Below are 17,391 nucleotides of genomic sequence, written 5' to 3' on the forward strand. Positions count from 1 at the left end.
GAGGATACCCGCTGGCGCCCACTCCTACCAAAGGATGAGGACCGGCTCATCGGCCGGGAATATGCTCGCGTCATGGATGACACCGAGCGCGAGAACGCACAGACGAACGGTCAGGAGTCTACTCAGGACGCCCGGAAGGAAACCTTCCAGGAGGAGTTCAAGGTAACCAGCGACCGGGTAGTGGCCAAGGTGAAGGAACTGATCCGCGAGGGCAACGTTCGCCGGATCATCATCAAGAACGAGAAGGGAAAAGTGCTGCTGGAGTTCCCGCTCCTCATCGGCGTCGCGGGCGCAGTCCTGCTGCACGTGTGGGCCGCGCTCGCGGTGATCGCGGCGCTGGTCTCGAATCTGAGCATCACGGTCGAACGGCAGGTAGATTCCCAGAACGGCGCCGGCTCCGCACCGGTCCCGCCCTCCGAACGAAGCTAGCCGCCCGGATGGCGTGCCGCGGGGACACCGAGTCCGTGCTTCACGCTCAGGGCACCTGACTAACCGGCGAAGGCGCTGAGGTCGGCCCCGATCAGCAGCTGCAGCCCCGTGATGGCCAGGAGTACCGTCACCAACCGGGTGAAGAGTCGCTCGTCGAGGGCGCCCAGCAGGCGCACTCCCAGCCAGGCTCCCAACCAGGCGACGGGCAGCAGGGCCAGCGCCAGCGAGAGTCGCCGCACGGAGAGCAGTCCCAGCCAGCCGTAGGGGATGAGTTTGACCAGATTGAGGATGAAGAAGAACCAGGCGATGGTGCCAACGAACTGGCGCCGGTCCAGCCCCCGTGGGAGCAGGTAGACGGTGAGCGGCGGTCCACCGGCGTGAGCCAGCGTCGAGCCGAACCCTGCGATAGCGCCCAGCAACCCTCCCCACGCTGGCGACGGCGCCGCTACTTCGTGCAGGCGCTCGAGGAGTCGTGGCGCCACGAGCCGCCAGCCCACGAAGGAGAGCGCCAGGATCCCAACCGCGATCTCCAGTGCCCGCTCGTGTTCGGTGAACAGGTCGAAGGCCAGCGCGCCGGCGATCACTCCAACGACCGCGGCGGGCAGAAGCAGCCTGAGGTCTGGAAGGCTGAGGTTGCGGCGATACTGGCCCACGGTGAACACGTCGGTGCCGATGAGGATCGGAAGCATCAGAGCGGCCGCCTCCGGCACCGGCATCGCCAGCGCCACCAGCGGTGTCGCGACGACGCCTACTCCTCCTCCGAAGCCGGCCTTGGCGACGCCCACCAGCAGCGTCGCCAGCACGACCAGGACGAAGGCGTCGGGGGCGAGTCCGAAGAACATTCGCGAGGTATAACACGCCCCGGCTGCTTCCCTCGGGAACGGCTAGTGTCGCAGCAGACCGGCGAGCCGCTCCGCCGCTCGGTGGGCTGCCCGGCTGCGAGCCGCCGGTACTTTGCCGGGCCGGAGGGCATCAGTCACCGCTGAGGGCATCTCCCGACTGCTGGCTGCGCCTTACCCGCTGCAACAGGGCCCGCAGGCCGAAAAGGGTCGCCAGCGCGATCGCGCCGAATACCGCGAAGCCGAGCGGCTGAACGTACGGCGGTACCTCCCCGGCGAAGCCGCTGGCCAGCCTCACGATGGTGCTGGACGACTCTCCCGGCGGGGGTACCGCGAGACGCCCGTAGCCGGCGTAACCCGCCTGGGCCACCCCGTAGCGCAGGTAGACTCCCCACTCACCCCCCTCGGGGATCGTCACCTGGGACCGGTAGCTCCCGTCGGTTTGCGGCCTGATGCCCTTGCGCTCACGGAACTCCCCCCGGTATAGCGAAACGAAGACGTCCCGCCGCCACGAGCCCTCGGGCAGCAGCTCGATCTCGAGGACGCCTCGATCATCGTCGTGCCGCTCGAGCGTCACCTGGGCCGAGCGGGAGTCCTGGGCCCGGTTCTGGGCGAGCGTCGGGAAAGCGATCACGAGCGCCAGAACGACCATCGTGAGAACGCGCATCATCACGCCCCTCTCGGGGCGACCGACTTTCTGGCTCGTACATCCGGCTCCAGTTCCCCACGCAGCGCGCGAGCCACCCAGCCGGCGAGCTGCGCCAGGAGAGCGGAGAGCAGGAGTGCCGGCACCACAGCGAGGGCGACACGATCAGCATCCCACACCATCCCCTCCCCCACCGCGAGCAGAGCCCAGTTCACCGGCATGCAGATCGCTGCCGAGGCCACACCCAGCAGCCACTCCGGCGCCCCTCGCCGTGCCAACAGGTCGACCGCCAGGGCGCTCAGGAGCAGCAGCGGGATCATGGGCCGCGAGTAACCGGCGAGTTCGAGCGAAGCGGTCAGCATCAGCATCCCACTGAGGAGGAAGCGCAGGCAGGTGAAAGCTAGAGCCGTCGAGGTGGCCGCGAAGCGCCCCAGGTCCAGCCTCACGGCAAGGACCAGGGCGAAGGCGGGAAGCGCCGCCAGCAACAGGGGATGGAGAACGACAGGGAACTGGATCACGGAGTACTCGTACTCGGCCGTAAGTAGGATCGACCAGCCGAGAAGAAGCGCGCAGTACGCCCCACAGATGAGGGTGAACAGCCGCCCGCGCCCCGGGTCCCCGCTCAGATCGCGTTCGATCCAGGCGCTCACCAGGCCGCCGAAATTGGCCACGCCCATGGCGAGCAGGCCCACGAGGTGCATCGGCGCCCAGAGCGAGACGTCCGAGCCGAAGAGCCTGTGCCACAGATCGTCCAGAGGCGCGAAAGCGAGTTCCAGTGCTGCCGCCACGACGATCATCAGCACTCCCGGGTGAAGCCGGAAGCGGCCTAGAGGCAGGTGGAAGCGGGTGTCGCGACGGTCGAACCAGAGCCCAAGGAGTGCAACCAGCAACACGGTGAGGATGCTCGAGTAGACGAGGTTGTGGGGCAGGGTGAAGAAGGTATCCCGACCGATGTCGACGTGCCAGGCGATGTCCCAGTAGATGCCGAGCAGACCGAGCACGCCACCTGCGAGCAGGATCGGCAATACCCCGAGCGACCAGAGGTCGCGGACCGGTTCGACCTCCCTCGACTTCCGCGGTGCCACGACGGAAGCATACTGCGGAACCGAACTCCCACGAGGGTCAACTATCCCGTTCATGCGACCCCGGCTCGAACTTCGGAATGAGCGCCGGAACGCCCTCCCCCACCAGTTCGACTGCCGCCCCGTACACGTGTCGAAGCAGTTCGGCATCGAGCACCTGGGCGGGCGGGCCGTGAGCGACCACCTTGCCCCGGGCCAGCATCACCAGCCGGTCGCAACCGCGAGCCGCGAGGTTGAGGTCGTGCAGGACTACGAGCGCCCCCACGCCTGCCTTCGCCTGATCGCGCACGTGTTGCACGATCTCCACCTGGTAACGCAGATCGAGGTGCGTGGTGGGCTCGTCGAGGAGGAGGTAGGTCGGCTCCTGGGCGAGCGCCCGGGCGAGCACGACCCGCTGGCGCTCTCCTCCCGACAGCTCCCATACCCGGCGCTCACGCAGCTCCCACACGCCGGTCCGCCTCATAGACCGCTCGATGATCGCGCGGTCGGCATCGCTCTCCCGCGCCAAGGGCCGAAGGTGGGGCGAGCGTCCCATGGCAACTATCTCGATCGTCCGGAAGGCTTCCGGGAGCTCGCCGCCCTGCTGCGCCACGGCGATCTTCCTGGCCACCTGGTGCCTGCTCAGGCGCCGCAGGGCCTTGCCGTCCAACAGCACTTCCCCTCTCCATGGGCGCTCGACGCCCGAGAGGGCGCGCAGGAGCGTCGACTTGCCGGCGCCGTTGGGACCCACCACCGCCACGACCTCCCCTGGATGGAGTTCGACGGTGACCTCCTCGAGCACCTGCTTCTTCTCGTAACCGAGCGATATCTCCCTGGCCAGCAGGCTCACAGGAGGTTCCTCTGCTTCCTCAGCAGCCAAAGGAAGAAGGGCCCGCCGACGAGTGCGGTCACGACCCCGATCGGTATCTCGGCGGGAGCGATGACGGTTCGCGCCAGGAGATCGGCCAGCACGGTCACGAGCGCGCCCAGCAGCATCGCGAGCGGAGTGAGGGTGCGGTGGTCGGGCCCCAGGGCGAGCCTCACCGCGTGCGGCGCCAGCAGGCCCACGAAGCCGATGATCCCGGAGACGCTGACGGCGGCTGCCGTTGCCAGGGTGGCGACAGCGATGAGCAGCAGCTTGGCCGCTTCCACCGGTACACCCAGTTGCGCCGCCTGTTCGTCACCCAGCTGCAGCAGGTTGAGCGTGCGTCCGGCCAGCAGGGTGCATAGCGCGGCGAGCAGCAGGAAAGGGAAGATGGTGACGATGGCGCTCCAACCCGCTGTGGAGAAGCTGCCCAGCAGCCAGGCGAGGACGCCGGCGGTTCGCTCCGGCGTGAGCAGCATCAGGAACGAGGTGGCGGCGGTGAAGGTGGAGCCCACCACGACGCCGGCGAGGATCAGGGAGAGGACCGGGATGCGGTTCCCGCGCCTCGCCATGAGCAGCACTACCAGCACCGCCAGCAGGGCGAAGGCGAAGCTCAGGCCGGGCACTCCGAAGCGGCCGACCCAGGTCAGCGACACCCCCAGGGTGATCGCGACCGCCGCGCCCAGCGACGCGCCGCTGGCGACTCCCAAGAGGTAGGGGTCGGCCAGCGGGTTCCGGAAGATGCCCTGGTAGGCCACCCCGGCCAGCGCCAGGGCACCGCCGACCAGCGCCGCGAGCAGGACCCGGGGCAACCGGATCTGCCAGACGATCACGTCGGCTGTGCTCGTCACCTCCCCTATCAACCCGTGCCAAACGCCGCGGAGCAGTTCCGCGGGACCAAGCGGAACAGTGCCTATCGCGACGGCAACGAGCATCACGGCGGCCAGCAGCAGCGATCCCAGGGCGAGCGGGGTCCAGCGGACGCCTGCCCGGTTCACCGTTGCTGCCGCCAGGGTCTCTTGCATCAACGCCATCCGACCCTCACAGGACGTCAGGGTGGAAGAACGCCGCCAACAGGCGGACGGCTTCCGCGACCCTGGGGCCGGCCCTGCTCACGGCGTCCACCTGCTCGCTCGTCAACTCCATCACTCGCCCGTCTCGCACGGCATCGATCGAGGACCAACCGGGGCGTGCCGCTAGCGATCCCGAGGTCACGCCGAACGGGGCGTCGGCGAGCACGATCACGTCGGGGTCCTGGGCGACGATGTATTCGGGATCGACCTGAGGGAACTGGGCGAAACCCTCGCCGATGATGTTCTCCCCTCCGGCTAGCGCGATGAGCTCGTCGACGTAGGAGCCGGGGCCCACGCTGTACGGGGTGGCGTCCACCTCGAAGTAGACGCTTGGGGAAGGCAATTCCGACACCCTCCGCTGCACCTCTTCTATCTCGCCCAGCAGCCGGCCCCTCAGAAGGGCAGCCTCGGTCTCCCGGTCGAGAAGCCTGCCGAGGGTCTCGAAGCTCTCGAACGTCTCCTCCAGAGTCTGGGGGGTGCCCGCGTAGACGGTGATGCCGAGCTCCTCTAGCATGCCCGCGATGCCGCTGTACTCGTCGGCGAGCACCAGGTCGGGCTCGAGCGCGACCAGCGCCTCGATGTTGGGCGAGAAGGCGCTTCCGAGCCTGGGCAGAGAGGCCACTGCCTGAGGGTGGTTGCTGAACTGGTCGACGCCTACCAGCAGGTCGCAGGCTCCAAGGGCGCATACCGTCTCGGTGCTGCTGGGGATCATCGACACTATGCGGCGGGGCTCTTCGTCGAGCACCACCTCTCGGCCCAGGTCGTCGACCACGGTGAGCGGGTAAGCGACCGCGGCGGCCAAACCGATGAGAGCAAGCAGGAGAGAGATGCCGATAACGCGGCGGAACGGTTCCATCACAAAAGCCTCCTCGGGCTCTTGCGGGAAAAAGAAGATCCATCCGACCGGTGGGGGCCAGGATGGAAGCCAATGTGCCGCGAGGGCGTTCACGTTGGCTGCCCTTCCTCGTCCTCGCAAGGGGTGCAGTTCCTGGGGGTGGTATTCGGGCTTGCCCGGTTGGGCATACCGTTGCGGGACAGCGCCGGATTCTCACCGGCTTCCCCACACCCTGGACATGGCCAGCTTACGAACGCCAAGCGGGCTTGTCAACGAGCCGGCGCAACCGGACACCGGGCGAGGAGTGGCACCGTGATACGCTTTCGCGGTGCCGGGCCTCACCAGATTGAGCAGCCTACCTTCGCCTGGCTCGACCCCGCACGGTCCAGCCGTCCCACCCCCTCGTTTCGAGCTCGCTACTTTCGACACCTACCGACCCGGGAACGACAGCCAGCGCCGTGCCTTCGACCTCGTGCGGGAGTTCGTGTCGCGGCTCAAGCCTGCTGGCCGCCGCCGCTGGCCGTGGCAGTCCCGGCCGCAGGGCGAGGGCATCTACCTGGACGGCGGCTACGGCGTGGGCAAAACCCACCTGCTGGCGGCCGCCTATCACGCCGCCCACGTCGAGAAGGCGTACCTGACCTTCCAGGAGCTGGTCCACCTGATAGGCGCGCTCGGCCTCGAGGCCGCCAGGGAGCGTTTCGAGGGAGTCGGGCTGGTCTGCGTCGACGAGTTCGAACTGGACGACCCGGGCAACACCCTGATCGTCAAGCGTTTCCTGGAGCAGGTCTTCGCTCGTGGCGGCGCCGTAATCACTACTTCGAACACCCCGGCCGAAGCTCAGGGTGAGGGACGCTTCAACGCCGACGACTTCCGAAGAGAGATCCAGGGGATCGCCCAGAGGTTCACGACCGTCAAGATCTCGGGAAGCGACTACCGCCAGCGGGAAGAGCGGACTCCTCTGCTGGAGCCTGCCAACTTCGAGAGACTGGTGGAGCAGGAACTCGAGGCCAGCCGGGACGCGGTAGCGCCCAGGACCGTACTGGCCGAGTTCGATGAACTGCTTGGGGTCCTGGCAGAACTGCACCCGATCGCCTACCGCGGGCTCCTCGAGCGTTTCGACCTGCTGCTCCTCGCCGACGTTCGTACCATCTCCGGACTCAACGACGCCCTGCGCTTCGTTCACTTCATAGACCAGCTCTACGACCGGCAAGTGGGCTTGAGGGCATCAGGGCGCATCTCGCTCGACGAGCTCTTCCATCCGAGTTACCGACACAGTGCCTACCAGCGTAAGTTCGAAAGGTGCGCCTCGCGCCTGGGCGAGCTGCTGGCCGAGCCGGGCTCGATCGAAGCGGAACTGGACCGGGTCGAAGGATTCGACTAGCCGGTTCCTCCCGCCGAAAGGCCTTCGGGAATTTCTGGGATCGCTCCGTACGATTCGAGCCTTCTGAGGACGTCGCGGGCGATAGCTTCACTGCCGCCCGGCCCGCCTATGCGAGCGCGGCCCTGTCCTGCGAGCCTCTCGGCCGTAGCGGGATCGTCCAGCCAGCCCTGCACGGCTCCCGCGATCTCGGCGTCGCTAGCGCCTACCACCGACAGCGCCGGTCCCAACAACCGCTTCTGGTTCTGAAGGAAGGTGGACGAGTAGTAGGGCGGGACCGGGAAGGCCACGACCGGGCGCCCCACCGCTACAGCCTGTTCGTTGGCGGTCCCCGAGGTTCCGACTACCACCCTGGCCGCCCTCAGGACATCAGCGAAGCGTGCCCGGTATACCAGCACCCTCGTTCCCGCCTTGCGCAGTTCCGAAACCAGTCCCTCCTCGTTCGGAGCTACGGCAACCGCCTCCCAGCCCACCGGCGGTTCGAGGTCGCCGCCGATCCAGGCAACGGCTCCTACCACCCCTTCGCCACGCAGCAACGCGATCCCTTCGATCATCTTCGCGAGTGCCTCGTGTCGGTAGCTGCGGCTGCCGGGCAGCAGACCCACCACTTTGAGCCCCGCGAGGGAGGCCGGCACCCGCCCCTCGAGCCTGTCGGCGATCGGATTGCCGAGGAAGCGAGCGTGCTTGAGCCCGGCGTCGTGCAGGGCGGTTTCGGTAGCGCCGTCGCGGACATAGACCGCCCGGGCCCGCGACATCAGCAGCTGCTCCGGGATGGTGATGCGCTCCATGAACATCCGGTTGGGCGTCGAGAAGGCCAGACCCTGAGCGTGGTAGGCCGACACGAGGGTCTGTACGACGAAGCGGTGGCGGGCCCTGGTGAGACTGCCGAGCAGCTGAGCGTACACGTCGCCGACCGTCACCACGCTCGCACAGCGGTAGAACAGGAGCCTTTGCCACTGGCCGAGCGTGAGGCTCAGGAAACCCGCCTGTAGATCGGCGAGGAAGAGCGGCAGGCTGTGCATGAGAAGACCGCCCGAGGGCAACTCCCTTCGTGGCTCGAGCCGGGGGATCCCGACACGTTCGTACGGCCGTCCAAGCCCCACCACAGGCAACGCGGCCAGTCGCAGGTCGGGACGCAGCCGAACTACGACCTCGCCTACTCTCGCTCCGACCTCATCTTCTCCGTGTCCGTTGGAAATGAAGAGTACGTGGGGGGCTGTCTCGTCGTACACCTGGGCCAGTCTACCGCCGGGCGCTGCGGCCGGAAGAGAGCTACTCCTCCCGAGTTACGGCGAACGGCTGGCGACTTCGGCCGTCACGGCGTCGTGCCCTTACGCCTCGGCTTCGCGCGAACGCTCCCTCTCCTTAGACGCCCAGAGGGCGTAGAGGGGATCCCCTTCCGACGGCACGTGGTTCCTCCTCTGGAGCGGGCCGAACCCCGGCGCGCGGTGGAAGTAGGAGGCCACCAGGCGTACGTGGGCCGAATCGTCGGAGGAGCGCCAGGCGAGAACGGCCTTCGACGGGAACATGCGCACGGAGAAGGTGACGACGAACGGGGCGCCCGGTTTGAGGCAGCGCGCGACCTCCGCGAAGGTGTCTCCCGGCCGGGTCATGTACTGGACGCTGGCCGTGCAGACCACCCCGTCGAACTGCTCGTCGCAGAAGGGAAGCGAAGCCTGGCGGTTGAGGTCGAAGATGACCGGTTCGTCAACCTGCGGGTTGGCTCGCAACTCTTCCAGGTTGAGGCCCAGAGCCACCACCCGGCCGAACTTGTCGGGCAGGTGCGACGTCTCGCCGGCCATCAGGTCGAGCACCTCTCCCCCGGCCGGGAGCAGTTCGTCGTAGAGCCGGCAGGCCCTTCTGGACGCCGCCTGGTCGATGTGGCACGAGGGCCGAGGACGCTCGTAGAAGAGCTCGTCGGGCCCCTCGTCGAGACGACGAAAGAACTCCGGGTAGAGATTCGTCATGCCCCCAAGCATGGGGAGCCCGGAAAAGGGCAGGCAGCAAGCCAAGGCACGTTCTCGACGCTCCAGAACGACCTTCCCTGTCAGCTCACGTCGTCGAGTCGCGGCTTCGCTCCCCAGCCGAGCTTGTGCCTGAGCACATCGAAGTAGCTCAGCCGCCCGGGGCTGACTAGCAGCAGGTCGTGAGGTGCCGCGCGCAGCGAGAAGGTGTCGCCCTTGCCCAGACCCAGGCGCTCCTGACCATCGACCACGAGCGCCAACTCCTCGATCTCGCTCAGCACCTCGAACGACACCTCGGAGTCGCCCTCCAGTACGATCGGTCGATTGGTGAGGGAGTGGGGCGCGATGGGCGTGACGGCGATCGCCCTCAGGCCCTGGCCCAGTATCGGGCCGCCGAGCGAGAGGGAGTAGGCGGTCGAGCCGGTCGGTGAGGAGATGACCAATCCGTCTGCCCGGTACTCGGTAGCGTGATGACCGTTCACCTCCATGCCTATGTCGATGAGCCTGGTCATCACTCCCTGGGATACGATCACGTCGTTCAGCGCGTAGTGCGCTCCGCCTTCGTCGCCATTGAGGGTCAGTTGCAGCATCATCTTGGGGCTTATGCGCCAACCGTCGGGAGGCGAACCTTCGAGGTAGGCGAGCACGTCCTCGAAGCGGTGTTCCGCCAGGAACCCCAGCTTCCCCAGGTTCACCCCCACGACTGGAACCGAACAGCCAATGAGACGCCGAGCGGTCCCGAGCAGCGTCCCGTCCCCTCCGACGGCGATCACCAGACCCGCACCCCGGGCCAGGGGTTGGAGCGGGTCGACACCGTCGAGGTCCGTGACGACCTCCACGCCCGGCTTCTCGGCACTCACGGCCAGTCGCCGGGCCAGCTCCTGCGCTCGGGGCTTGTAGTGGGTGCTGGTGATGACTACCTTCCCCAGCGATGCTGCCGGGACGGCGAACGAGCGTTCGCTGGGGAGAGTCACCCGCTCTTCTCCCCAGGCAGCATGCTCAGCACCTCCGCGACCACTTCTTGCAGGGATAGACCGCCGGTGTCGATCGAGTTCGCGTCGATCGCCATCGCCAACCTTCCGGCATCGAGTTGATCGCGACGCAGCAACGCGGCCGTCACCGCGTCCAGATCCTGGCTCCGTTCGCCGAGTCTCCGCCGCGCCCTCACCGCGGCCGGGGCGGTGAGGTAGAACTTGTGCTCCGCCTCGGGGAAGACCACCGTACCCATGTCGCGGCCCTCCACGACGAAAGGGGGCGGGATCTCGCGGAGCCTCGAGTTGACCCACTCCCGCACTTCGGGGTGGGTGGCCACTGTCGAGACGGTGGCGTCCACCTCGTGGGTGTGCAGGCGCTCGGTCATGTCACGATCATCGATGAAAAGCCGGTTCCCTTCAACATCCGGTTCGAGAGCGACCCGGTGACCGCGGATCTCGCCGAGCACGGCCACCGGCTCGTCGATCTCGCAGCCGGCGTCCAGCGCAAGATATGTGGCCGCCCTGTAGAGCAGTCCGCTGGAGACGAACGGCACGCCGAGCCGCTCGGCCACGAGCCGGGCCACCGACGACTTGCCGGACGCGGCCGGACCGTCTATCGTCACCACGCTACGCACGGCCAGCCTCCCGAGCGCGCCCTCGGAGGGCATCAAGATCTCACGCCCTTACCGGAGAGCGTCAGGAAGTCGTCGAAGAAGCCCGGGTAGGTCTTGGCCACGCAACCTGGGTCGATGATCACCGTTCCCGGCACGCGCAGGCCGGCGACGGCGAACGCCATCGCCATCCGATGGTCGCCGTAGGTCTCGACCGTCGCCGCTTCCGGGCGCTCCGGCGGGTCGACGGTGATTCGGTCTTCACCCTCCTCCACCCTCGCTCCGAACTTGCGCAGTTCGCTGGCCAGGGCCGCGAGCCTGTCGGTCTCCTTGATCCTCAGGTTCCAGACATTGGTGATCTCTACCGGGGAGGCCGCGAAGAGCGAGACCACCGCCAGCGTCTGGGCCTGGTCGGGGATGTCGTTGAGGTCGAACACTCCGCCCGCGAGCCGGCCACCCGCCGGGCCTTCCACCTCCGTCCACTCCTCGTCAACGCTCACCCTGCACCCCATCCGTTCGAGGATGGCGGCCAGTCGCTTATCCCCCTGCCGGGCGTTGCTGCCGATGTTGGTTACCCTGACGCGGCCGCCGGTAACGGCCGCAGCAGCCCAGAAGTAACCGGCCGCCGTGGCGTCCCCCTCTATCCGGTAGTCGCGGGCCTCGTAGACTCCACGGGGAACCGTGAAACGCCGGTAACCGCTGCGTTCGATCTCGATGCCGAAGTCGGCCATGAGGCCGACGGTCAGGTCGATGAACGGTTTCGACTGGAGTTCGCCGGCAACCTCGATCGTCACCTCCTCCCGCGCGTAGGGTGCGACCATGAGGAGGGCAGAGAGGAACTGCGAGGACCGCTCGCCGGAGACGGTGACACGACCACCCGTGAGGCCGCTGGCCTCGACGATGACCGGGGGGCAGAGGTTCTCGCTCGCGGTCGTAGCCTTCGCTCCAAGGGCGTTCAGCGCCTCGGTCAGGTCACCGATCGGCCGCTCCCTCATGCGCGCGTTGCCGTCGAGCCTGTAGCGGCCGCTGCCGAGCGCCGTGAGGGCGGTGAGGAAGCGGATGGAGGTGCCGGAGAGGCGGAGGTCGAGTTCCACCCCGCTGCTCGGTATGCCGCCTCCCTGGCCAGCGATCACTACGGTCTCACCCTGGTCTGCGATCTCGAACCCGAGTTCGCGCAGCCCCTTCTTCATAACGGCCGTGTCCTCTGCGACCAGGGCGCCACGCAGACGGCTGCTTCCCCTGGCCAGCGCAGCAACGACCATCGCGCGGTTGGTGAGGCTCTTGGAGCCGGGAACGGCTATGTCGAGGGAGGGCTTCGTCGCGGGCGGTACTTCCAAGCGGTCCGACTCAGACTGCATACCGCGGCAGGATACCACCGCCCGACACGCTCCCGGCTTCCCGCCGAGCCGGACGGCGGACGGCGCAGGTTGGCAGCGCCTCCACGAACGCGGCAGATACCTGCTACAATCCTCAGGTTACGCGAGCCGTGTGCCGTCCGTCAGGCGGGTTGGCGCCGCGCAGGAGGATCGGTTATGAAGAAGAACATCCACCCCAAGATGGTGCCTTGCAAGGTGTACTGCAACGGTGAAGTCGTGCTCGAGACCTACAGCACCAAGCCGGAGATGAACGTCGACGTCTGGTCGGGCAACCACCCGTTCTTCACCGGCCAGCAGCGGTTCATCGACACAGAAGGTCGGGTCGAGAAGTTCCAGAAGCGCTTCGGCGACTCGTACCGCAAGAGCAAGAAGTAGACCGTAACTGAGTAGCTGGTGCGCGGGCGAAGGGAAGCCCGCGCGCTTCCCTTCGGGGCGCAGCGGCGCTGGTCCGTTGCACCTGCGATGGGTGCTTGGCGTCACCTCCATCGGGTGGGTAGCGGCGGCGTTGCACATCCGTCCGACGCGCGCTGACGGTCGAACCGTCGCACGTCCCCTTGACGCGGGTTCCACTGAGTCGCGATCAGCCTGGGCGCGCGAGCAGGAGGCTCGAGCTGGCCGATGCAAGCAGTTTGCCCTGCTCGTCGGTTAGCCGGGACTCGACGAACGCGGCCCTGCGGCCGATCGACACCACCCTTCCCTCGGCCCTGACCTTGCCCGTTTCTGCCGTCATGGGCCGGTGGTAGGAGACCTTCAGCTCGAGGGTGGTGAAGCTGGAACCGGCCTCGAGCTTCGATAGCGTCACGTAGCCGCAGGCGAAGTCGAGCATGGTGGCAGCGAACCCGCCGTGCACTACGCCGTTGGGATTGTAGTGAGAGGTGTCCGGCACGGCCTCGAGAGCGACCCATCCGTCCTCCGCCGCCACCAGCTCGATCCCGAGGGTGAGGGCCATCCCAGGGCTGATCCCTTCTCGCAGCATCAGTCCGAGCTGTTCCAGGCCGCTCAACCGGGCTACATCGTTCGAGAAGTTCATCGGTCTCCTCCGTTAGCGGCGAGGGTAGGAAGTCGGTTGCCTCCGCGGCCGCGGTTACTCTGGCACGCTGGCATAGACTGTCGTGCCCTGGCCGGGAGAGCTCTCGACCCGGAACTGTCCGCCTCGCGACTCTACCCGCTCGCGCATCTGCCGCAGTCCCAGGCCGCCTGCGCTGGTGACCCGGTCGCTCACCGCCGAGAGATCGAAGCCACGGCCGTCGTCTTCGATCTTGACGAAGCCCTGATGGTCGTCCCTGCCCACCGTCACGATGACTCTGTTGGCCCTGGCGTGCTTGGCCACGTTGTTCATCGCTTCCTGGAAGATGCGGAAGAGGACGCCTTCCGCCTTCGTTGAGAGCACCGGGGACTCCTCCTGCCGCAGTTCGACCTGGATCTCGTTCTGCTGGCCGTAGTCTGCGACGTAGCGGCGCAGCGTCTCCGCGAAGCCGTGACGCTCCAACTCCACGGGCCGCAAGGCGAAGATGGAGCGCCTCACCTCCTTGATGGTCTCGCGGATGGTCGCCTTCGTGGCGGCCACCTCGGCCGCCGCCTTGTGAGGGTCGCGGTCGAGGAGACGCTCGACCAGGTCTAGCTTCAGGGCCGAGAATGCCAGGCTCTGCGCGACCCCATCATGGATCTCCCGGGCGATGCGGGCTCGCTCCTCGACGATGGCGAGCTCCTCCGACTGGAGGTAGGCCCGGGCGTTGCGCACGGCGAGGCTCACCTGGCCGGAAAGCAGTCCCAGGAAGGGCAGCACCGAGGTCGCGAACCTCGCCGGTTGGGAGTGCGCCAGAACGATCACTCCCAGGAGGGAGTCCTCGCTGAGCAGCGGCAGTGCGACAGCCGAGCCACCGATCCTCAGGAATGGGCTCCCGGCGGCAAGGTCGGGGGCCTCGACTCGGCCGACTATCCGCGGTTCGCGGGTAACGGCGACGGTGCCGGTCAGGCCGGAACCTGGCTTCACGGTTCGCACCTGGATCTCCTGGCTGCTTCCGTAAGCGGATCCGAGGTGCAGCATGCCCTCCTCGTCCGTGAGGTACACGCCCCCCGCCTCGGCGGCCACTCGTCCCACCATGTGGACCAGCAACGTGTCGAGGAGTCTCTCCAGGTTGCCTTCGGCCCTTATGCTCCGGTCGACCTCGAAGAGCGTCACCAGGTCCCGGGTGCGTGAGCTGACGGCTTCGGCAGCGGCGGAGAATTCGGAAGCGAGGATCATGAAGCTCTCCCGCTCCCGCCCGGCCGGCGGCTCCCGGTAGTAGGCGTGGACGCTCCCGGCCGGTTGTCCTGCCCACACCAGACGCGAGGAGAGCACCCAGATGCGCTGGCCGTCCACCACGATCCGCTCCTCGTGGTTGCGGCCCTCCATGAGCGCCCGACTGCGCTCGATGGCCTCCTCGCGGAGGGTGGGATCCAGGCCGAAGTAACTGGTGAGCTCGTTGCCGGGCGCACCCATGACGACGATCGTCCCCTGGGCCCCGGAGACCTCGGTGATCCCGCGGGAGGCGGTCTCCAGTGCCGTTTCCAGATCGGAAGCCGCCACGAACTTCTCGGTCACACCCTGGATGTCGCCCAGCAGCTCGTGGCTTGCCTGCAACTCGCCGTAGAGTCGCGACAGCTCCTCCTGCGCCTCCTCGCGCAGGCGAACCTCGCCGGCGATCCAGCTGAGGGTCACGAACGTGACGATGGGCCCGAGTATCGAATAGAAGAGCAACTGGGACCAGAACTGCCAGGCCTCGCCACCCAACGGAACGACCGCCAGCTGGTAGACGAGCACTACGCCGACGATCGTGAGCGGCAACCAGAGCCGCGCGAGCTTCACCTTGTGATAGAGGCTCACGACCAGGGGGCGCCACCGGCCGGCAGACTCGCCCTCCTGACTCGAGGTCCTGCGGAAGTTGAGCACGCTCCTCGACACGCCCCATTCTATGGAGCGAGCCGCTGGGCGCCGGGGGCCCTCGAGACACCCCAACCGTTTGCCTTCGAGACAACCGGGTCTGGCGTGGACGATGGGCCCATGGGGAGGAACTCACCGAGCGGCCGGCCGGGCGCCGATAAGCTGAAATCGGTGCCGCGAACTTCACGGAGAATCGCTCTACCGCTGCTGATCCTCGTCTTGGCCTTCGCGTCGGCTCAGGATGGGCCGTTCGGCAACACCTGGCCCTCGTCCGAAGCGGCCGTCCTATCCAGCGGCTGCAGTTCGGCATCGACGCCACAGCCTCCCTCCTCGCTCCTCCTCGACGGCCGCGAACGCCCGTTCATCACCCGGATCCCGGCGAGCTACCGCCCGGGTGAGCCGCACGACCTGGTAGTGGCCTTCCACGGGCGGACCAACCCCAACAGCCAGGTGCAGGGGTACTACGATCTGGACGAGGGCCTGCCGGACGCCCTGATCGTCTACCCGAGCGCGCTGAGGTTCCAGTCGGGCTTCCGCTGGTCCGATCCCGGCGATCCGGCCGATGCCCTGCGAGACTACGAGCTCTTCGACCGGCTCGTCTCCCACTTCGCCGCCCACTACTGCCTCGATCTGGACCGGATATTCGTCGTCGGCCACTCGCTGGGGGCGTCGTTCGCCAACAGCCTCGCCTGCTTCCGGGGAGAGGTGATCAGGGCCGTAGCCAGCGTTGCCGGAGGCATCGCCGCTACCGACTGCGACGGCGGTACGGCCGCACTCGTCATGCACCACCGAGAGGACGCGCTCGTTCCCATCTCCCTCGGGTTGCGCGTGGTGGCGGCGTTCGTGACCGCCAACGACCTCCCGCCCGACCCGGTTCCCGAGAGCAGGCCCGAGTTGGCCGCGCTCGGTTGCGTTCGCTACGGCCCCGATTCGGCGAACCCCGTTATCTGGTGCGAGCACGACTTCGCCACCACTCGTGGCGGTCGCTACTACCCGCATGACTGGCCGGAGGCGGCGGACGAAGCGATCGCCCGCTTCTTCGGCGACCTGCCCTGAAAGCGCCCGCCGCCCCGGCTTCCGGCCGTGGAGGTTCGCCGCGGTAGACTCGCTGCATGCAGGAACCCCTTGTTTCCGATACCGAACCGCGGCCAGACGCCGGTCAACCCACCGCGGTCGTCGAGGCGGGAGGCGTGCGCTACACGCTCCTCGGCACGGCCCACGTGTCGAAATCGTCGGCCGATGAGGTGCAGCGGTTGATCGAGAGCGGCGAGTTCGATGCGGTAGCGATAGAACTGGACGACGACAGACACGCTGCGATGGTCGACCCGGACCGCTGGAAGAAACTCGACCTCTTCCAGATCTTCAAACAGGGCAAGGCCGGGGCGGTGATGGCGAGCTTGGCTCTCGGCGCGTTCCAGCAACGCCTGGCCGACCAGTTGGGGATCCAGCCTGGTCAGGAGATGCGCGTCGCCATCGAGGCTGCTCAGAAGCAGGGCCTTCGTCTGCTGCTGGTAGACCGCGACATCGGAGTGACGCTCAGGCGCATATACCGCAACATCCCGTGGTGGCGCAGACCGCTTCTCATGGCGGGACTCTTCACCAGCATCCTCTCGAGCGATGAGATCGACGCCGGCGAGATCGAGAAGCTCAAGGAAGGGGACATCCTCGAGGCGACGTTCACCGAGTTCGCCGAGACCTCCCGCGAACTCTACGAACCGCTGATCGCCGAGCGCGACCGTTACATGGCGCTGCGGCTGCGCGAGGAGGCCGACGGGGTGCGGACGCCGGACGAGGAAGCGCTTTCTCCCGCAACCCGAAATGTGCTGGTGGTTCTAGGGGCGGGCCACCTCAAGGGGGTCACGACTCACCTCGAGGCGGCTGGGCCACGGCCTGACGATCTGGAGGCCGAGCGATCCGAGCTGGAGGCTGTGCCGCCTCCCTCGCCGTGGCCCAAGGTGATCTCGTGGTTGCTCATCGCGCTGGTGGTCTTCGGTTTCGTGCTCGGTTTCATGCGCTCGCCCGACCTGGGCCTCGACCTGCTGAGCGAGTGGGCCCTCATCACCGGAGCGCTCGCCGCGGTCGGCGCGATAGCGGCGCTTGCCCACCCGCTTACAGTCGTAGGCTCACTGGTGGCTGCGCCGTTCACCACGCTCCACCCACTCCTGGGCGCCGGGATGGTGGCCGCGGCGATCGAGCTGTGGTTGCGCAAGCCGACGGTGGCTGACTTCGAGACGTTGAGAAGCGATGTGACCACCCTTCGTGGCTGGTGGCGCAACCGGGTTGCCCGCACGTTCGTCGTCTTCCTCTTCGTGACCGTGGGAGCGAGCGCCGGTTTCTACATCGCCGGCGCCCGCAATTTCGGTCGGATCTTCAGGTGGCTGTTCGGCTGAGCCGCTGTCGACAGGTCTGGGCCATCT

18 protein-coding genes and 1 riboswitch are annotated in these 17,391 nt (G+C 67.3%); of the genes, 5 read left to right on the top strand and 13 right to left on the bottom strand.

Going from position 1 to position 17,391, the window contains the following annotated elements; translation table 11 throughout:
• The first annotated feature begins 72 nt into the window (after positions 1 to 72).
• The gene (locus tag VF168_01485; protein HEX7002842.1) at positions 73 to 429 is read left to right on the top strand and encodes a DUF4342 domain-containing protein; all 357 of its coding nucleotides are present in this window, start codon (positions 73 to 75) and stop codon (positions 427 to 429) included.
• A 59-nt stretch (positions 430 to 488) separates the two neighbouring features.
• On the opposite strand, the gene VF168_01490 is transcribed toward VF168_01485, so the two are convergent.
• The 6 genes from VF168_01490 to VF168_01515 all read right to left on the bottom strand — a co-directional run bounded on the left by VF168_01490 (position 489) and on the right by VF168_01515 (position 5,769).
• On the bottom strand, positions 489 to 1,271 hold the full coding sequence (locus VF168_01490) for a sulfite exporter TauE/SafE family protein (protein HEX7002843.1): 783 nt from the start codon (positions 1,269 to 1,271) through the stop codon (positions 489 to 491).
• Between the two features lie 130 nt (positions 1,272 to 1,401).
• Positions 1,402 to 1,938, bottom strand: coding sequence for a hypothetical protein (locus VF168_01495; GenBank protein ID HEX7002844.1), 537 nt, complete (start codon positions 1,936 to 1,938; stop codon positions 1,402 to 1,404).
• Complete coding sequence (locus tag VF168_01500; GenBank protein HEX7002845.1) at positions 1,938 to 2,999, bottom strand: hypothetical protein; 1,062 nt, start codon at positions 2,997 to 2,999, stop codon at positions 1,938 to 1,940. The genes VF168_01495 and VF168_01500 overlap by 1 nt, the downstream gene beginning before the upstream one ends.
• Positions 3,000 to 3,036: 37 nt before the next feature.
• On the bottom strand, positions 3,037 to 3,825 hold the full coding sequence (locus tag VF168_01505) for an ABC transporter ATP-binding protein (protein ID HEX7002846.1): 789 nt from the start codon (positions 3,823 to 3,825) through the stop codon (positions 3,037 to 3,039).
• Positions 3,822 to 4,874, bottom strand: coding sequence for an iron ABC transporter permease (locus VF168_01510; protein HEX7002847.1), 1,053 nt, complete (start codon positions 4,872 to 4,874; stop codon positions 3,822 to 3,824). The genes VF168_01505 and VF168_01510 overlap by 4 nt, the downstream gene beginning before the upstream one ends.
• Positions 4,875 to 4,881: 7 nt before the next feature.
• Positions 4,882 to 5,769 carry an ABC transporter substrate-binding protein gene (locus VF168_01515; GenBank protein ID HEX7002848.1) on the bottom strand — a complete coding sequence of 296 codons (888 nt, stop codon included), beginning with the start codon at positions 5,767 to 5,769 and terminating at the stop codon, positions 4,882 to 4,884.
• 140 nt (positions 5,770 to 5,909) lie between these two features.
• Positions 5,910 to 5,974, bottom strand: a riboswitch (cobalamin riboswitch).
• Between the two features lie 102 nt (positions 5,975 to 6,076).
• Between VF168_01515 and zapE the strand changes: the two genes are divergently transcribed.
• A complete protein-coding gene (zapE, locus tag VF168_01520) occupies positions 6,077 to 7,129 on the top strand; it encodes a cell division protein ZapE (GenBank protein HEX7002849.1) in 1,053 nt (350 codons plus the stop codon).
• Here the strand turns inward: zapE and VF168_01525 are convergent.
• The 5 genes from VF168_01525 to aroA form a co-directional block, all read right to left on the bottom strand.
• A complete protein-coding gene (locus VF168_01525) occupies positions 7,126 to 8,358 on the bottom strand; it encodes a lipid-A-disaccharide synthase-related protein (protein ID HEX7002850.1) in 1,233 nt (410 codons plus the stop codon). The two genes, zapE and VF168_01525, sit on opposite strands and share 4 nt — an antisense overlap.
• A gap of 99 nt (positions 8,359 to 8,457) precedes the next feature.
• Complete coding sequence (locus VF168_01530; GenBank protein ID HEX7002851.1) at positions 8,458 to 9,093, bottom strand: methyltransferase domain-containing protein; 636 nt, start codon at positions 9,091 to 9,093, stop codon at positions 8,458 to 8,460.
• A gap of 80 nt (positions 9,094 to 9,173) precedes the next feature.
• The gene (locus VF168_01535) at positions 9,174 to 10,064 is read right to left on the bottom strand and encodes an NAD(+)/NADH kinase (protein ID HEX7002852.1); all 891 of its coding nucleotides are present in this window, start codon (positions 10,062 to 10,064) and stop codon (positions 9,174 to 9,176) included.
• The gene (gene cmk, locus VF168_01540) at positions 10,061 to 10,732 is read right to left on the bottom strand and encodes a (d)CMP kinase (protein ID HEX7002853.1); all 672 of its coding nucleotides are present in this window, start codon (positions 10,730 to 10,732) and stop codon (positions 10,061 to 10,063) included. The genes VF168_01535 and cmk overlap by 4 nt, the downstream gene beginning before the upstream one ends.
• Positions 10,732 to 12,033 carry a 3-phosphoshikimate 1-carboxyvinyltransferase gene (gene aroA, locus VF168_01545; GenBank protein ID HEX7002854.1) on the bottom strand — a complete coding sequence of 434 codons (1,302 nt, stop codon included), beginning with the start codon at positions 12,031 to 12,033 and terminating at the stop codon, positions 10,732 to 10,734. The genes cmk and aroA overlap by 1 nt, the downstream gene beginning before the upstream one ends.
• Before the next feature lie 174 nt (positions 12,034 to 12,207).
• Between aroA and rpmE the strand changes: the two genes are divergently transcribed.
• On the top strand, positions 12,208 to 12,426 hold the full coding sequence (rpmE, locus tag VF168_01550; GenBank protein ID HEX7002855.1) for a 50S ribosomal protein L31: 219 nt from the start codon (positions 12,208 to 12,210) through the stop codon (positions 12,424 to 12,426).
• 205 nt (positions 12,427 to 12,631) lie between these two features.
• On the opposite strand, the gene VF168_01555 is transcribed toward rpmE, so the two are convergent.
• Together VF168_01555 and VF168_01560 are read right to left on the bottom strand one after the other, a co-directional pair.
• Positions 12,632 to 13,081, bottom strand: coding sequence for a PaaI family thioesterase (locus VF168_01555; protein HEX7002856.1), 450 nt, complete (start codon positions 13,079 to 13,081; stop codon positions 12,632 to 12,634).
• Between the two features lie 54 nt (positions 13,082 to 13,135).
• On the bottom strand, positions 13,136 to 14,995 hold the full coding sequence (locus tag VF168_01560; protein ID HEX7002857.1) for a GAF domain-containing sensor histidine kinase: 1,860 nt from the start codon (positions 14,993 to 14,995) through the stop codon (positions 13,136 to 13,138).
• 150 nt (positions 14,996 to 15,145) lie between these two features.
• Here VF168_01560 and VF168_01565 point away from each other — a divergent pair, with 150 nt between their 5' ends.
• Both VF168_01565 and VF168_01570 read left to right on the top strand, forming a co-directional pair.
• On the top strand, positions 15,146 to 16,030 hold the full coding sequence (locus VF168_01565) for a hypothetical protein (GenBank protein HEX7002858.1): 885 nt from the start codon (positions 15,146 to 15,148) through the stop codon (positions 16,028 to 16,030).
• 56 nt (positions 16,031 to 16,086) lie between these two features.
• Complete coding sequence (locus tag VF168_01570; protein HEX7002859.1) at positions 16,087 to 17,364, top strand: TraB/GumN family protein; 1,278 nt, start codon at positions 16,087 to 16,089, stop codon at positions 17,362 to 17,364.
• The last annotated feature ends 27 nt before the right edge of the window (positions 17,365 to 17,391 follow it).

The organism is Trueperaceae bacterium, from assembly GCA_036381595.1.
Lineage (GTDB): Bacteria > Deinococcota > Deinococci > Deinococcales > Trueperaceae > DASVCN01.

Coding starts and splice junctions, on each gene's coding strand:
- VF168_01485 (HEX7002842.1), top strand. CDS start 73: ATGGATGACACCGAGCGCGAGAACGCACAGACGAACGGTCAGGAGTCT.
- cmk (HEX7002853.1), bottom strand. CDS start 10,732: ATGCCCTCCGAGGGCGCGCTCGGGAGGCTGGCCGTGCGTAGCGTGGTG.
- VF168_01570 (HEX7002859.1), top strand. CDS start 16,087: ATGCAGGAACCCCTTGTTTCCGATACCGAACCGCGGCCAGACGCCGGT.
- rpmE (HEX7002855.1), top strand. CDS start 12,208: ATGAAGAAGAACATCCACCCCAAGATGGTGCCTTGCAAGGTGTACTGC.
- VF168_01555 (HEX7002856.1), bottom strand. CDS start 13,081: ATGAACTTCTCGAACGATGTAGCCCGGTTGAGCGGCCTGGAACAGCTC.
- VF168_01515 (HEX7002848.1), bottom strand. CDS start 5,769: ATGGAACCGTTCCGCCGCGTTATCGGCATCTCTCTCCTGCTTGCTCTC.
- aroA (HEX7002854.1), bottom strand. CDS start 12,033: ATGCAGTCTGAGTCGGACCGCTTGGAAGTACCGCCCGCGACGAAGCCC.
- VF168_01495 (HEX7002844.1), bottom strand. CDS start 1,938: ATGATGCGCGTTCTCACGATGGTCGTTCTGGCGCTCGTGATCGCTTTC.
- VF168_01490 (HEX7002843.1), bottom strand. CDS start 1,271: ATGTTCTTCGGACTCGCCCCCGACGCCTTCGTCCTGGTCGTGCTGGCG.
- VF168_01530 (HEX7002851.1), bottom strand. CDS start 9,093: ATGACGAATCTCTACCCGGAGTTCTTTCGTCGTCTCGACGAGGGGCCC.
- VF168_01510 (HEX7002847.1), bottom strand. CDS start 4,874: ATGGCGTTGATGCAAGAGACCCTGGCGGCAGCAACGGTGAACCGGGCA.